This is a genomic window from Nocardioides luti (assembly GCF_014212315.1).
Lineage (GTDB): Bacteria > Actinomycetota > Actinomycetes > Propionibacteriales > Nocardioidaceae > Nocardioides > Nocardioides luti.
The window spans coordinates 3,067,174-3,081,621 of sequence record NZ_JACKXE010000001.1 but is presented as its reverse complement, the minus strand read 5'-3'; the positions used below and the strand labels follow the sequence as shown (position 1 = coordinate 3,081,621).

The 14,448-nt window shown below is 74.2% G+C and carries 12 protein-coding genes; 4 read left to right on the top strand and 8 right to left on the bottom strand.

All coding sequences use genetic code 11. The features are described from left to right. Positions 1-5: 5 nt before the first annotated feature. A complete protein-coding gene (locus tag H5V45_RS14610; RefSeq protein ID WP_185253597.1) occupies positions 6-1,583 on the top strand; it encodes a fatty acyl-CoA synthetase in 1,578 nt (525 codons plus the stop codon). A gap of 97 nt (positions 1,584-1,680) precedes the next feature. Here the strand turns inward: H5V45_RS14610 and H5V45_RS14605 are convergent, their stop codons facing one another. The 7 genes from H5V45_RS14605 to npdG all read right to left on the bottom strand — a co-directional run bounded on the left by H5V45_RS14605 (position 1,681) and on the right by npdG (position 9,282). Then, a complete protein-coding gene (locus H5V45_RS14605) occupies positions 1,681-2,448 on the bottom strand; it encodes an enoyl-CoA hydratase-related protein (RefSeq protein ID WP_185253596.1) in 768 nt (255 codons plus the stop codon). A 65-nt stretch (positions 2,449-2,513) separates the two neighbouring features. Continuing rightward, positions 2,514-5,153 (bottom strand): reprolysin-like metallopeptidase, encoded by a 2,640-nt coding sequence (locus H5V45_RS14600; RefSeq protein ID WP_185253595.1) that lies wholly within the window; start codon positions 5,151-5,153, stop codon positions 2,514-2,516. 63 nt (positions 5,154-5,216) lie between these two features. After that, positions 5,217-5,900 (bottom strand): dihydrofolate reductase family protein, encoded by a 684-nt coding sequence (locus H5V45_RS14595; RefSeq protein WP_185253594.1) that lies wholly within the window; start codon positions 5,898-5,900, stop codon positions 5,217-5,219. Then, entirely contained in the window at positions 5,897-6,433 is a 537-nt protein-coding gene (locus tag H5V45_RS14590) for a class III extradiol ring-cleavage dioxygenase family protein (RefSeq protein ID WP_343061573.1), read from the bottom strand. The genes H5V45_RS14595 and H5V45_RS14590 overlap by 4 nt, the downstream gene beginning before the upstream one ends. Beyond that, positions 6,430-7,293 (bottom strand): dihydropteroate synthase, encoded by an 864-nt coding sequence (gene folP / locus H5V45_RS14585; RefSeq protein ID WP_343061572.1) that lies wholly within the window; start codon positions 7,291-7,293, stop codon positions 6,430-6,432. Before folP ends, H5V45_RS14590 begins: the two co-directional genes overlap by 4 nt. Continuing rightward, entirely contained in the window at positions 7,290-8,240 is a 951-nt protein-coding gene (locus H5V45_RS14580; RefSeq protein ID WP_185253593.1) for a glucosyl-3-phosphoglycerate synthase, read from the bottom strand. Before H5V45_RS14580 ends, folP begins: the two co-directional genes overlap by 4 nt. 334 nt (positions 8,241-8,574) lie before the next feature. Beyond that, positions 8,575-9,282, bottom strand: coding sequence for an NADPH-dependent F420 reductase (gene npdG / locus H5V45_RS14575; RefSeq protein ID WP_185253592.1), 708 nt, complete (start codon positions 9,280-9,282; stop codon positions 8,575-8,577). Positions 9,283-9,374: 92 nt separating this feature from the next. On the opposite strand from npdG, the gene H5V45_RS14570 reads away from it, so the two are divergent. After that, positions 9,375-9,992, top strand: a complete 618-nt coding sequence (locus H5V45_RS14570) for a TetR/AcrR family transcriptional regulator (protein WP_185253591.1) — start codon at positions 9,375-9,377, stop codon at positions 9,990-9,992. A gap of 36 nt (positions 9,993-10,028) precedes the next feature. Here the strand turns inward: H5V45_RS14570 and H5V45_RS22700 are convergent, their stop codons facing one another. Then, a complete protein-coding gene (locus H5V45_RS22700) occupies positions 10,029-11,393 on the bottom strand; it encodes a helix-turn-helix transcriptional regulator (protein WP_343061571.1) in 1,365 nt (454 codons plus the stop codon). Positions 11,394-11,514: 121 nt separating this feature from the next. On the opposite strand from H5V45_RS22700, the gene H5V45_RS14560 reads away from it, so the two are divergent. Both H5V45_RS14560 and H5V45_RS14555 read left to right on the top strand, forming a co-directional pair. Beyond that, positions 11,515-12,219, top strand: coding sequence for a hypothetical protein (locus H5V45_RS14560; RefSeq protein WP_185253590.1), 705 nt, complete (start codon positions 11,515-11,517; stop codon positions 12,217-12,219). 102 nt (positions 12,220-12,321) lie between these two features. Continuing rightward, the gene (locus tag H5V45_RS14555) at positions 12,322-14,448 is read left to right on the top strand and encodes an SGNH hydrolase domain-containing protein (RefSeq protein WP_185253589.1); all 2,127 of its coding nucleotides are present in this window, start codon (positions 12,322-12,324) and stop codon (positions 14,446-14,448) included.

Below are 14,448 nucleotides of genomic sequence, written 5' to 3'. Positions count from 1 at the left end.
GCCCCATGACGACCGACGCACGCGTCCAGCAGGCCCGCCAGCACGCGCTGGGCGACCTCCCCCGGCGTACGGCCCGGCGCTTCCCCGACAAGCCCGCGGTCATCGACGGCGACGTCACCCTGACCTTCGCCGGGCTCGACGCCGCCGTCGACCGTGCGGCCGCGGCGATCGCCGACGCGGGCCTGGCGAAGGGCGACCGGCTCGCGCTGCTGTCGCACAACTGCTGGCAGTACGCCGTGCTGAACTTCGCCGCCGCGCGGGTCGGCGTCGTCCTGGTGCCGGTCAACTTCATGCTCGGGGGCGCGGAGATCGCCTTCATCCTCGACCACAGCGCCGCGAAGGCGTTCCTGGTCGAGGACGCGCTGCTCCCGGTCGCCGAGCAGGCGCTGGCGGCGTCCGGCGGGACGGTCGGGCCGCGGGCGGTGATCCGGCTGGCGGGCGGCGAGGTGCCCGACGGCTGGCGGGACGCGCAGGAGTGGTTCGACCACGACGGGACCCCTCCGGTGGTCGACGTGGCCGACGACGACCCGGTGCGGATGATGTTCACCTCCGGCACCGAGTCGCGCCCCAAGGGCGCGCTGCTGACGAGCCGGGCGCTGCTGTGGCAGTACGTCTCCTGCGTCGTCGACGGCTCGATGAGCGCCGACGACGTCGAGCTGCACACGCTGCCGCTCTACCACTGCGCGCAGCTCGACTGCTTCCTCGGCGTCGACGTCTACCTCGGCGCGACCTCGGTGATCCTGCCCGGCCCCGACCCGGCCGCCGTCCTCGCCGCGATCGAGGAGCACCGGATCACGAAGTTCTTCGCACCGCCCACGGTCTGGATCGGGCTGCTGCGCTCCCCCGCCTTCGCCTCGGCCGACCTGTCGTCGCTGCGCAAGGGCTACTACGGCGCGTCCGCGATGCCGGTCGAGGTGCTCAAGGAGATGCGTGAGCGGCTGCCCGACGTCGACCTGTGGAACTTCTACGGCCAGACCGAGATGGCCCCGCTGGCCACGATCCTCGGCCCGTCCGAGCAGCTCTCGCACGCCGGCTCCGCCGGCCGACCGGCGCTCAACGTCGAGACCCGGATCGTCGACGACGAGGACGTCGACGTGCCCGCCGGCACCGTCGGCGAGATCGTGCACCGCTCCCCGCACGCCACGCTGGGCTACCACCACGACGAGGCCAAGACCGCCGAGGCGTTCCGCAACGGCTGGTTCCACTCCGGCGACCTGGGCTACGTCGACGACGACGGCCGCCTCTACGTCGTGGACCGCAAGAAGGACATGATCAAGACGGGCGGCGAGAACGTCGCCAGCCGCGAGGTCGAGGAGGCGCTCTACCTCCTCGACGGGGTCGCCGAGGTCGCCGTCTTCGGCATCAGCCACCCCCGCTGGGTCGAGGCCGTCGCCGCCGCCGTCGTCCCCAAGGAGGGGGTCACGCTGACTCCCGAGCAGGTGATGGAGCACGGCCGCAGCGTGCTCGCGGGCTACAAGACCCCGAAGTACGTCGTGGTCGTCGACGCCCTCCCCAAGAACCCCAGCGGCAAGATCGTCAAGCGCACCCTGCGCGACGAGCACGCCGACCTGGCGGCCGACTGAGCCCGGCCGGACGCCCGGGCGGGATAGTCCGCCACGAACTTGTCGTCCATCGCCGCCCCGGCAGACGTATTCGTGGCGGACTATCCGCCCCCCGGGCTCACTCGAAGGCGGGCTTCTCCTTGGCCACGAAGGCGCGGACGCCCTCGGCGAAGTCGGGGCCGCCGTAGACCTCGTGCAGGAGCTCCTCGTCGAAGTCCGGGTTCGCCTCGAGGAGCCGGGCGCGGGCCAGCAGCTGGCGCTTCGTGGCGCGCAGGGTGACCCCGGACGCGTGCCGCAGCCCGTCGACCACCGAGGCGAGCTCGGCGTCGAGGCCGGGGCCGTCGTCGCTGACCGACATCAGCGCGCCCACGGCGTACGCCCGCTCGGCCGTGGTCAGCCGCGAGGTCAGCAGCATCTCGCGGGTGAGCGACTCCCCGAAGACCGCGGCGCAGCGGTAGACGATCGACGCCGACAGCGCGTTGCCGAGCGTGCGCGCGATCGGGTAGCCGAAGCGCGAGTGCGCGGTCGCCACCCGCAGGTCGCAGTGCGTCGCCACGGCCAGCCCGCCGCCGACGCAGACCCCGTCGACGGCCGCGATCGTCACCTGGGGCAGGGCGAAGAGGGCGTCGAGGAGCTCGCGGATCCAGTTCTCGTACGGCACCGCGTCGTTCGCCAGGAAGTCCGTGATCTCGTTGCCGGCCGCGAAGGCCCGCCCGCCGGCACCCCGCAGCACCAGCACCTTCACCGAGGTGTCGGTCGCCAGCTCCGCGCACAGCTCGCGCATCCCGGCGTACATCGCCGTCGTGAAGGCGTTGTGCCGGTGCGGCCGGTCAAAGGTCACCTCGACGACGCCGTCGGTGCGGGCGATGGAGAGCTCGTCGGTCACGACCGCGAGGGTACGGCGCCCCGCCGGTGCGCCCGCGGCCGGCACCGCCCCGGGGGAGGGCCCGCTCAGCCCCGCGACCCCCCACGCGCCCGGATCCGGAAGTCCCGGTCGTTGACGTCGAAGAAGTAGTTGTCGACCGCCTCGACCATGATCCGCGCGCGGCTCGTCGCGTCGCGCGGGAGCTGCACCCGGGCCGACCCGTCGTTGGCCGTGCCCGGGGTGAGGACCGTGGACCAGGTGGACCCGCCGTCGGTGGACAGCAGGATCCGCACCCGGGCGGCGAGCGGCCGGGTGCCGTTGACCTTCCAGGTCACCGACATCGGCTTCCCGGCCCGGACGCTGGTGCCCTTGGCCCGCTGGGACGTCACGAGGAACGGCCCGGCGGTGCGCGAGATCCGCAGCCGCACGTCGTCGTGCGCCGTGCCGCCCCCGTCGGCGAAGCCGTCGCGGGCGGTCAGGCGGAAGTGCATGGCCGGGTGCTTCGCGCTGGTCCCGCGCCGACCGCGGTAGTCGCCGGTCGGGAGGAACTCCGAGAAGCAGTTGACGATGCGCCGCTTGACCGGCGTGTAGGTCGACACGTCCCCCGGCGGGGCGACGCGCGGGCAGGTGCCGTCCTTGGCGTTGGTGTTGTTGGCCAGGACCTGCTTCAGGTCGGGGAACACCCGCGTCGGGCTGCCGGTGGCGGTGTTCTCGCCGGGCGACGGCGTCTGCTGGGTGGCCTCGTCCGAGACGTCGGCGTAGGTGCCGAAGACCCGGAACAGCGGCCCCCAGACCTTGGTGTTGCTGACCAGCTTGGTGCCCTGGCCGGCCCGGCCGATGTCGTTCTGCTCCCAGAGGTAGGTCAGCGCGTCGCCGTCGGGGTCGATGCCGCGACCGGTCAGCCGGAACGGCGTCTGCCGCGGGATCGTCCTGTTCGCCGGCGCGCTGACGACCGGCGCGTGGTTGGCGGTCTCGACGACCGTGTTGCCGGCGTTGCCCGCCGGCCCGCCGCGGGCGGTCTCCGCGACGTGCGTGCTGACGCCCGGGCTGGTGCTGGTGACCTGCAGCGGCGCCATGTCGACCGAGTCGGCCGGCGCACCCCGCGGCAGCAGCTTGGGCGAGAAGATCACCTGGAAGCCGGTGTCGTTCGGCAGCGTCTTCTTCGCGGGGTAGGACCGGTAGGACCCCATCGGGTCGTAGCCCCAGCCGACGACGGTCACGTCGCGCCCGGTCTGCGCCTCGATGGCGGCCTCGAGGTGCGCGGCGTCGTAGTCGACGCCCCGGGTCAGGGTGACGGGCGTGCCGCCCCCGGTGCCGTAGGCCAGCGAGATCGTCTCGCCGTCGGTGTCGAAGCCCGCGAGCGAGACGTTCTGCACCTCGGCGACGGGCCGCAGCGCGCGGGTGGTGTACGACGACACCTCGGCGATGGTGCGCTGGGAGAAGTACGGGTCCGTGTGCGGCTGCAGGTCGTCCTGCAGGCAGATGCCGGCGTACGCCATGATCGACGACCCCGAGCCCGGCTCGACCGACGCGCCGCCGGCCCGGTTGGGCCCGCCGCAGGCGTACTGGACGCCGTTGAACGTGTGGTTCCCGTCGAACTGGTGGCCCATCTCGTGCGCGACGTAGTCGAGCGCCATGAAGTCGCCCTGCGGCTGCGGCAGGCCCGTGCAGCCGCCCGCCTTGTAGTCCGCGCCGACGACGCCGAGCCACGCGACGCCGCCGCCGTTGACGCCGAGCACGATGTGCCCGATGTCGTAGTTGCCGGCGCCGATCAGCTCGCCGAGCACGGTCCGGTTGCGCCCCAGCGTGCCGATGTCGCAGGCCGCGAGCTGCTTGGCCGTGAAGCAGGCGTTCTCGCCGCAGGGCCCGTTCGGCCCGGTGGCCTTGGCGTCGGTGTCGAAGTTCAGCTGGTCCTCGCCGTCGACGAGCTGCAGCCGGATCGCGGTGTCGTCGTTGTAGACCTGGTTGACCCGGTTGATCAGCGTGACCTTCTCGGCCAGGACGTTCTCGCTGCCGAAATAGGCGGCGTACGTCGGGTCCGAGGTCAGCGCGAGGCGGTAGGTCCGCTGCTTGACCAGCCCACCGGGGCGGGTCCGCGACGCCGTCGTCCGGCCGGCGGCCTGCTGCGCGGCGCGCTGGGTCACCGCGCGGCTGACCTGGCGGCTCTCCCGCTCCACGAAGTCCTGCGGCCCGCGCTCGACGCTGCTGGCGTAGTAGGCCAGGTGCGTGGTGGTGCCGCGGCGGTCGTACGCCGGGTCGACGTACCAGCTGCCCTGCCCCTGCGGCCCGCGCACCTGCGCGTGGAAGCCCATCGGGGTCAGGTCCAGCGCGATCGTGGTGCCGGCGTGGTCTAGCGAGCGGCCGGCGTACGTGGCCAGCTCGGGGTGCGCGGCGGCCAGGGCCGGCTGCATCACCTGCGTGCGGCGGACGGCGAAACGCTCGGTGCCGCCGGCCGGCGTCGGGACCCGCAGGACCAGCGGCGCGGCGGTGCGCCCGCGTGGCGCGGCGCCCAGCGTGGTGCGCAGGCCGGCGAGGTCGACGGTGACGGCGGAGTAGTGCTCCGGGCTGACCCGGACCTTGGCGCCGTCGAGCCGCACGGACGGCGCCGGACGGAACAGCTGGTCGTCGGCGGCGGCGCCGGCGCTGGTGATCCCCAGCGGCGCGAGCGCGCCGGCGGTGAGGACCAGGGTGACCACCGCGGCGAAGCGGCGAAGTGGACGCGACATGACTCTCCCTCGTTGTCCCGCGCCTCGAGCACGGGCCCCTTGCACTCTAGGTGGGGCCTCCGACTACACCAGCCACCGGCCGAGCAGCGTGCCGTCCTCCTCGACCAGCGCGTGCAGGCGGAGGGGTACGTCGACGGGCGCGCCGTCCGTGATCCGCGGGTGCGTCCCACCGACCGCGCGGGGGACGATCGTGGTCGTCAGCTCGTCGGCGACGCCCTGGTCCAGCAGGTCGCGCAGCAGGTGCGGCCCGCCCTCGCAGAGCAGCTCGCGCCAGCCCCGCTCGACCAGCTCGGCGCGGACCGCGGCCAGGTCCACGCGGTGCGTCCCGGCCACGACCACGTGCTCCTCGCCCAGCGCCTCCCGCGCCTCGTCGAGGTGCTCGGCGCGCGCGACGGTCGCCATCAGCACCGAGCCGGGCGGCCCGCCCCGGAGCTTCTCGGGCACCTCGCCGCGGCGGCTGACCAGCACGATCGGGGTGTCGCCCGGGCGGTAGCCCTCGGCGCGCGCCGTCCCCGCCCCCACGAGGATCGCGTCGGCCATCGCGCGCAGCGTGTGGAAGACCCGGTGGTCCGCGTCGTTGTTGATCGAGCCGCTCAGCCCGCTCGACCCCGTGGCCGAGCCGTCCAGCGTGCTGACCATGTTGACCCGCAGCCACGGCTGCGACGGGGCGGCGTACACCCGCCGCAGGTCGTCGTCGTCCAGCTCGCGTCCTGCGTCGAGACCCTCGGGCCCCACCAGCAGCCTCATCGCCACTCCCCCGTCCATCGCATCACCCAGTACTGCACCCCGAAGGGGTCGTCGTCGTGGTCGACCGTCGCCGCGCCGAGGCGGACGCTGTCCGCCAGCCAGCGCAGGCCGTCGACGTCGGCCAGCAGCTCCTCGGCCAGCCCGTCCGCGAGCACGGTGCCAAGAGCGTCCTGCTGTCCGTCGCGCAGCGCCGCCCCGAGCTCGTCGTCGAACGCGGCGGCGCGCGGGTCGAGGTGTCCGGGCGCCTTCTCGGTGCGCCGGGCCGAGCCGTTGCCCATCACCAGGACGGCCGCGGGGCGCTCGGGGGCCACGTCGAGCGTTACGCCGGTCGCGGCCGCCAGCGAGCGCGCCACCCGCAGCCCCTGCGGGCTGCCGTGCACGCCGATGCCGCCACCGGGCTCGCCCAGCCACCGCACCGCGTCCAGGCAGGCCGCGCGCAGGTCGGCGACCGGGTCGGTGAGGCCGGCGTACTCCGGCAGCAGCGCCAGCACGCCCGGCACCAGCACCACGCGCACGCCGCCCGGCCCGCTCACTGCAGGCCCCGGATCGCCCGCGCCGGAGGCCGTCGCCCGGCGATCGTCCAGGCCATGTCGACGACCTGCCGCGTCTCGACGACCTCGTGCACGCGGTAGATCCGCGCCCCGGCGCTCGCACAGATCGCGGTCGCGGCCAGCGTGCCGAGGAGCCGCTCGCCGACCGGCCGGTCGAGGGTCTCGCCGACGAAGTCCTTGTTGGAGAGCGACACCAGCACCGGCCAGCCGGTGCCGACCATCTCGCCGAGGCGCCGGGTCAGCTCGAGGGAGTGGAAGGTGTTCTTGCCGAAGTCGTGGGCCGGGTCGATGACGACCGACTCCCGGGCGACGCCCGCGTCCAGCGCCCGCTGGGCGTACGCCGTGGTGTCGGCGATCGCCGACGCGACGACGTCGTCGTACTCCAGGCGGTAGGGCCGGGTCCGCGGCGTCACCCCGCCCGTGTGCGTGCAGATGATCGCCACGTCGTGCTGGGCCGCGACGTCGACGAGCTCGGGGTCCGCGCCGCCCCACGCGTCGTTGAGGACGTCCGCGCCGGCCCGGCAGACCGCGTCGCCGACGGAGGCGCGCCAGGTGTCGACGGAGATGACGAGGGAGGGGTACGCCTCGCGCACGCGTGCCACGAAGTCGACGACCCGCTCGCGCTCCTCGGCCTCGCCGATCTCGACGCCGGGGGCGGCCTTGATGCCGCCGATGTCGACGATCTCGGCGCCCTGCTCCACGACGGTGGCGACCCGCTCGAAGGCCTTGTCCTCGGCCCAGGTCGCGCCCTGGTCGTAGAACGAGTCGGGGGTCCGGTTGACGATCGCCATCATCAGCGTCGTGTCGTCGGTGAAGGAGTGCCGGCCCAGGCGCAGCGTCACGGGGCGAACCCGATCGCCGGCGGGCGCTCGCCCACGTCGATCACCCGGTCCACCGGGGCGATCCCGGCCCCGGCGCCCGCGCCGGTGGGGTGGTACTGCCGCAGCACGATGTCGCGGTGGTCGAAGACGTCCAGCGAGCCGCGGCGGACCTCGGCCGCGGCGATGATCTGCGTGGCCATCGCGCCGAGGTCGCGGAGCGCCTGGTGGCGGTGCGCGCGGCGACCGAGGTCGACCTGCGCGATCGCGTCCACCCCCGAGGTCGCGGCGGTGTCGACCAGGGCGGCCAGCTCCACGGCGTACCCGGTCGGGACGTGGAGCCGCTCGAACAGCGACCGCCGCACCGCCCACTCGCCCGCCAGCGGCTGCACGAGGCCCGCGAGCTCGGGGAAGTCCAGGGCGATCAGCGGGCGGGCGACCAGCTCGGTGACGCGGCCGCCCTCGTAGGCCGTCACATCGTCACCGTCGACCAGCGGTCGCTCGTAGAGGCCCTTGACCAGCTCGATGTCCGGGCGGGTCAGCAGCGGCCCCAGCAGGCCGGGCACGAAGTGGGTGTCCCAGTCGAGGAGGTCGGCGTCCATGAACACCAGCACGTCGCCCGTGGTGACGAAGAGCGACTTCCACATCGCCTCGCCCTTGCCGGGCACGGAGCCCAGGTCGGGGCGGATCTCCGCGGAGCGGTGCACGACCGCGCCGGCGTCGGTCGCCACGGCGTAGGTGTCGTCCGTCGAGTCCGAGTCGATGACCACGATCTCGTCGAGCAGCGCGACCGTGTCCACCAGCGCCTCGCGGACCCGGGTGACGACGTCACCGACCGTGGCGGCCTCGTTGCGCGCCGGCACGACCAGGCTGACCGTCGTCCCGCCCTTGGCCTCGAGCAGGGACTCCAGCGTCCACTCGTCCCAGTGGTGGGTGTTCCGGTCGAACCAGGCCGAGCCCCCCAGATGCATGCCGCGACCCTATCGACTGGTCCTCGACGCGCCCGTAGGTCGGTGGTTGAGGAGGTCGCGCAGCGACCGTCCACCCGGTGGTTGAGGAGGTCGCGCAGCGACCGTCCGCCCGGTGGTTGAGGAGGTCGCGCAGCGACCGTCCGCCCGGTGGTTGAGGAGGTCGCGCAGCGACCGTCCGCCCGGTGGTTGAGGAGGTCGCGCAGCGACCGTCCACCCGGTGGTTGAGGAGGTCGCGCAGCGACCGTCCACCCGGTGGTTGAGGAGGTCGCGCAGCGACTGGCCACCCGGTGGTTGAGGAGGTCGCGCAGCGACCGTCTCGAAACCACCAGGCGCCTCAGACGTCGGTGATCCGCAGCCCCGAGTGCGCCTTGTACCGCCGGTTGACCGAGATCAGGTTCGCGGTGAGCGCCTCGACCTGGTGCGCGTTGCGCAGCCGGCCGCCGAAGATCCCCCGCACGCCGGGGATCGTGTCGGCCAGCGCCTGCACGAGGTCGGTCGCCGCGCGGACCTCGCCGAGCACGAGCACGTCGGTGTCGACGGTCTCGACGGCCGGGTCGTCCAGCAGCACGGCGCTGACGTTGTGGAAGGCGCCGACGACGGTCGAGTCCGGCAGCAGCGCGGCCGCCTGCTGCGCGGCGGACCCCTCCTCGACGGGCAGGGCGTAGGCACCCTGCTTGTCGAAGCCGAGCGGGTTCACGCAGTCGACGACGATCTTGCCCGCGAGCGCGTCGGCCAGCCCGGCGAGCAGCTCGCCGTGCCCGTCCCACGGGACCGCGACCACGACGATGTCCCCGGCCGCGGCGGCGCCGGCGTTGTCGGCGCCGGTGACGGTTCCGCCGGTCGCCTCGGCGAGCTCGGCGGCGGTCTCCCCGGCGCGCTCGGCGCTGCGGCTGCCGATGACGACGGTCAGCCCGGCCGCGGCGAAGCGTCGGGCCAGCCCGCGCCCCTGCGGACCGGTGCCGCCCAGGACCGAGACGGTGTGGTCGGCCAGGGCCCTGCCCTCGGCGCCCTCGGTGGTCGAGCCTGTCGAGACCTCGCTCACGTGCACTCCTTCGTCGGGACCGCGGACCGCGGCACGTCAGCCGAAGGTTGTCACACACGACGTACGACGGCCCGCGGTGGTTCAATCGTCGGATGCCCCCGAACCAGACCGAGCGACCCACCCGCGGTCGCCCCCGCAAGGCCGGGGCCGAGGAGCGCATCCTTGAGGCCGCGCTGGAGGAGTACGGCGAGCGCGGCTGGGCGGGCTTCACGATGGATGCCGTGGCCCGGCGCGCCGGGGTCGGCAAGTCCACCGTCTACCTGCGCTGGAGCAACAAGGACGACCTGCTCACCGAGGCGGTGACCCGCCGCAGCAACGACATCGAGGCGGTCGACACCGGCACCCTGCGCGGCGACCTCGAGGCGCTGGCCGACAACCTCTTCCGGTTCTACCTCGACCCGGGCGGCTGGGCGACGCTGCGGATCACCGTCGACGCCGCCGGCTCCCCCGAGCCGCTCGGCCGCTTCACCGAGGTCGTCGTCGAGCAGCACCGGATCGCGACCGACACCCTGGTCCGCCGCGCGATCGGCCGCGGCGAGGCGCCGGCCGACTTCCCCGCGACCACGATGATCGAGTGCCTCTACGGCGCGATCACGATGCAGACCCTCGGCCTCACCGGCGAGGGCCGCCGGCTGAGCGACGCCGAGATCGGCGAGCGGGTTCGCCCGGTCGTGGCGTTCGTGCTCGCCGGCGCCGGCCTCCTGCCGTGAGGACCGCCCGCCCCTGACGGCCGGGCCCGCCGGGGCTCACCGCCGGTGGTACTCCAGCGCCGCGAGCACGCGGCGGTTGACCGTCGGGTCGGCGTGCAGCCCGAGCTTGGCGAAGACCGTGCTGACGAGCGGCTCGACGGTCTTGACGCTGAGGTGCAGCTCGCGGCAGATCGCCGCGTTCGTCAGCCCCCGCGCCATCAGCTCGAGGACCTCGCCCTCCCGCGCGGTGAGGTGGTCGAGCCGTCCGGCTCTCCGCTCCTGCCGCACCAGCTCGGCGAGCGTGAGGCGGTCGAGCACGAGCGCCGCCTGCGCGACCAGGTCCGCCACCATCCGCTCCTCGGCCCGGCTCAGCACGTCCGCCCCGGGCACGACCACGGCCCCCACCAGCTCGTCCTGCGCGTGCACCGGCCAGGTGCGCCCCGGGAGCTGCTCGAACGGGCGCGGCGCCCCGTCCTCGACGCCGCCGTCGACGACGGAAGCGGCCGGCCACGAGCCGGCGAGGTGCAGCGCGGCCCCACCGCCGCGCCAGACCGACGCCATGGGCACGTCCAGCGACTCGGCCACCGTCCGGGCCAGCGCGTCGGGCAGCGGCCCACCCTCGTGCTGCGCACCGGTCAGCCAGGACAGCGTGCGGTAGCGCGCGAGCGCGTGCCCCCGCAGCGCCGACCACCCCGCGACGAGCGGCACCACGGACACGGTCACCAGACCGGGCACCGCCGAGCCGGCGGCCACCAGCCCGACCACGAGCACCACGAAGGCGACGGCCACCCCCAGGAGCAGGCCCAGCAGCGGCGCGCGGCTGCGGCCGGCGCGCCAGCGGACGGCCACCGCGACGATCCACGACAGCTGGAGGACGAGGTAGAGCGGGTGCGCCAGCGCCTCCCAGACGACCTGCGCCGTCCCCCGTCCCGGCAGGGTGAACGGCGGCGCCGGCCGGAGCCCGGCCGAGGCCCACTCCACGGGCCACAGCGCGGACAGCAGCGCGGCCACGACCGCCAGGGCGACGGCGACCGCCGCGGGCCGGCGCCAGCGCGGGGAGGGCAGGCGACCGTCGGGGAAGCAGACCACGGCGTACGTCGTGGCCAGCAGCCCCAGCGCGACCGGCCAGACCCCGAGCCAGCCGAGCCAGGACGCCGCGGCTCCGGGCTCCGCCGTGTGGCCGACCTGGCGCCCCACGAAGAGCACCGCCTCGACCGTGCCCGCGGCGAGGAAGAGGTGTCCCTCGCGGCTGCGCGGCCGCTCGGTCGCCAGCCACAGCCCGACCAGGGACAGGGTCACCGCCAGCACCCCGTTGTGGACGTTCGCCCACCAGACCCCGCGGGTGAGGCCCACGGCGACGAGGACGCAGGCGGCGCTGGCCGCGAGCACCGTGAGTACGTCGCTGCGCCCCGATCTCGCCACGCCTCATGGTGACACGGGGGCCGCTCCGGCGGACCAGGGAAAACCCTGCTCGACGGCCGCCGACGTGATGCCAGGGACAACCCCGTACCGCCGCGACGCGCACCGCCGCACCGTGGGACCCATGACCTCCACCGGACCCTCCACGACCACCCTTCTCGGCAGCACCGCCCGCCCGCCCCGCCCGGCGCTCAGCAGCGGCAGCATCGCCGCCCTCGTGGCGGCCGCCGTGACCTTCAACCTCGGCGGCGCCCTCCACCCGAACGACAGCGGCACCGGCAGCAAGGTCGACCAGCTGCACGACATGCTGCTCGAGCCGCGGTGGTACCCCTCGCACCTGTTCCTGCTGGCGTCGTTCGCCCTGTTCACCGTCGCGCTCGGGCGGCTCGTCCGTCGCCTCGACACCACTCCCGTCACCCACCTGCTGCTCCGGGTGATGGTGGTCGTCTCGGCCGTGACGACCGCGGCGATGGTGCCGCACGTGCTCGCCCCGCTGGGCGCGGACTCGCTCGCGGACGGGCGCGCCAACGCGCTCAGCGCCTTCATGACGATCGACGAGACGCTCGCCGACGCCCCGTGGGCGCTCGGGATCGCCCTGCTCGCGCTCGTGGGCGGCGTCTCCGGCGACCTCGGCAACCGGGTGACGGCCGTCGCCGGGCTCGTCGGTGGCGCCTGCTTCGCGGCCGCCGCCCTCACCATCCCGTTCAGCGACGCGCTCGACGCCCTCTTCGCCGTCGGCGGCTCGGGCATCACGCTCTGGGCGCTCGGCGTGGCCGCCGTCGGAGCGTGGCGCCGTCGTACCGATCAGGGAGCCGTCCGGCGCGCCTGACCCGCTCGTCCCGGCCGCAACTGCGCTCGTGCATTCCCCGGCGCGTGGGGGCTCGGCGGCCCTACCGTGACAGTGACGGGCCGCGCACCCAGGGAGGCACCCGTGGACAGCAGTCGGGCGACCACTCCGGCTCGCCCCCACCTGCGCCGCGACCTGCAGGGCATCCGCGGCCTCGGCGTCATCCTCGTGGTGGTCGGTCACCTCGCGCAGTGGCCGCCGGGCGCGTTCGCCATGCTCGACATGTTCTTCGTGCTGTCCGGCTTCCTCATCACCGGCATCCTGATCGCGGCGTTCCCCCGCTACGGCCCCGGCTTCTTCGTCGTCTTCTACCTCGCCCGGTTCCGCCGCCTGATCCCCGCCGCCGTGGCCGTGATCGCGGTGACCGTGGCGGCGTGGTACCTCCTCTTCAACTCCACGATCGGCGCGCTCACCGCACGCGACGGGGTCTGGGCGCTGCTCCTGGCCGTCAACTGGCACTTCGCCTCGAACGGCACCGACTACTTCGCCGACCAGCGACCCTCGCCGCTCCTGCACTACTGGTCGCTCTCGGTGGAGGAGCAGTTCTACGCCGTCTGGCCGCTGCTGATCTTCCTCGTCCTGCTCGCGTGGCACCGTCACGCCGGAAGGCGGACCGCCCACCCCGACCCCGAGCGGGTGCTGCTCGTCGTGCTGGGCCTGGTCACGGCCGGCATGTTCGCCTACTCGTGCTGGCACTCGGCCGCCGCACCTCGTACGGCGTACTTCTCCACGCTCGACCGCTCGTGGGAGTTCGGGATCGGCGCCCTCCTCGCGGTGCTCGCTCCACGGTTGGCCCGGATGCCCGCGTGGACCAGCCGGCGGCTGGGCTGGGGCGGGGCCGTCGGGCTCATCGCGCTGCTGTTCGTCCCTCCGGGCGGCCTCGCGTTCCCGGCGCCCTGGGGGCTGGGCCCGGCCCTGACGACCGCGGTCATCATCGCCGGCGGCATCGACCGCGACACCCGCTACCTGCGGATCATCGACAACCGCCCGATGGTCTACCTGGGCGACATCTCCTACTCCGTCTACCTGGTGCACCTGCCGGTCAACCTGGCCCTGCGACCGTGGTTCGAGCCCGGCGCACCTGCCTACTACGCCAGCACCGTCGCCCTCACGGTCGTGGCGTCCCTGGCCTGCTTCTACCTGGTCGAGCAGCCCCTGAGGTTCGCCCCGGCGCTGATGACCGCTCCCGAGCGGCGGCGTCGCGCCGGGCGACCCCGACGCGGCGCCTCGCCGCGAGTCCTGCAGCTCGGCTGGCTCGGCGTCTCCCTGGTGGTGGCCGCCGCGCTGATGGCTGCGTCGCTGCACTCCGCACCGGCTCCGGCCTCGGCGTCGTCGGAGAGAGCCGCGGCGGCACCCTCCGGCGGCCACGCCGTCACGCTGCTCGAGCGGCAGCAGGAGCGACTCATCGATGCCCTGGCCGCCCCCGACTTCCCCGACTTCGATCCTCCGCTCGGGGCGCTCAGCCTGGAGCAGTGGAGTCACGAGGAGGCCGCCGACGGGTGCGTCGACGTCAGCGAGGCCGAGGTGGCTTCGTGCCGGTTCGCCCGACCCGCGGCCACGAAGCTTGCCGTGGTCGTCGGCGACTCGTTCGCGATCGCGTGGATGCCCGGCATCCGGGCGGCCCTCGAGCCCCGGGGCTGGGCGGTGCAGCAGCTGACCCTCGCCGCCTGTCCCACCTGGACCCTCAGCAGCTACCTCACCCCCGAGGGCAAGCCCTTCGAGGACTGCGCCGAGCACCACGCGCTGGTGGAGTCGCTCGTCCAGCAGCAGCACCCCGACCTCGTCGTCCTGGCGAGCGGTGGCGGCGAGGTGCGCAACAGCGAGCGGCCGGACATGCCGCACGACGGCTTCGTCGTGGCACAGCAGGGACTGGCCGCGACCCTGGCCTCGATGCCGATCGCCCGCACGGTCGTGCTCGCCCCGAGCCCGCCGCACGCCGACCTCGTGGCCTGCATCCACCGCTTCGGCGTGCCGCAGGACTGCACGTCGTCGCCCGACGCCGACTGGTACGACCACGTCGACGGGGAGACCGCGGCCACGGCCGCCGCCGGCGCGCGCTACGTCCAGACCCGGGACTGGTTCTGCGTGGCCGACGTCTGCCCCGGCTTCGTCGGACGCACCCCGGTCACCGCCGACGGCTCCCACCTGACGGTGGAGTTCTCCGAGCAGCTCGCGCCCCTGCTGCGGCGGGCGCTCATCGGCCCGGGCTGA

What these genes read in the sequence shown, in the direction of transcription:
- H5V45_RS14610 (WP_185253597.1), top strand. Translation starts at nt 6, where the DNA reads ATGACGACCGACGCACGCGTCCAGCAGGCCCGCCAGCACGCGCTGGGC.
- H5V45_RS14600 (WP_185253595.1), bottom strand. Translation starts at nt 5,153, where the DNA reads ATGTCGCGTCCACTTCGCCGCTTCGCCGCGGTGGTCACCCTGGTCCTC.
- H5V45_RS14595 (WP_185253594.1), bottom strand. Translation starts at nt 5,900, where the DNA reads ATGAGGCTGCTGGTGGGGCCCGAGGGTCTCGACGCAGGACGCGAGCTG.
- H5V45_RS14580 (WP_185253593.1), bottom strand. Translation starts at nt 8,240, where the DNA reads ATGCATCTGGGGGGCTCGGCCTGGTTCGACCGGAACACCCACCACTGG.
- H5V45_RS14570 (WP_185253591.1), top strand. Translation starts at nt 9,375, where the DNA reads ATGCCCCCGAACCAGACCGAGCGACCCACCCGCGGTCGCCCCCGCAAG.
- H5V45_RS14560 (WP_185253590.1), top strand. Translation starts at nt 11,515, where the DNA reads ATGACCTCCACCGGACCCTCCACGACCACCCTTCTCGGCAGCACCGCC.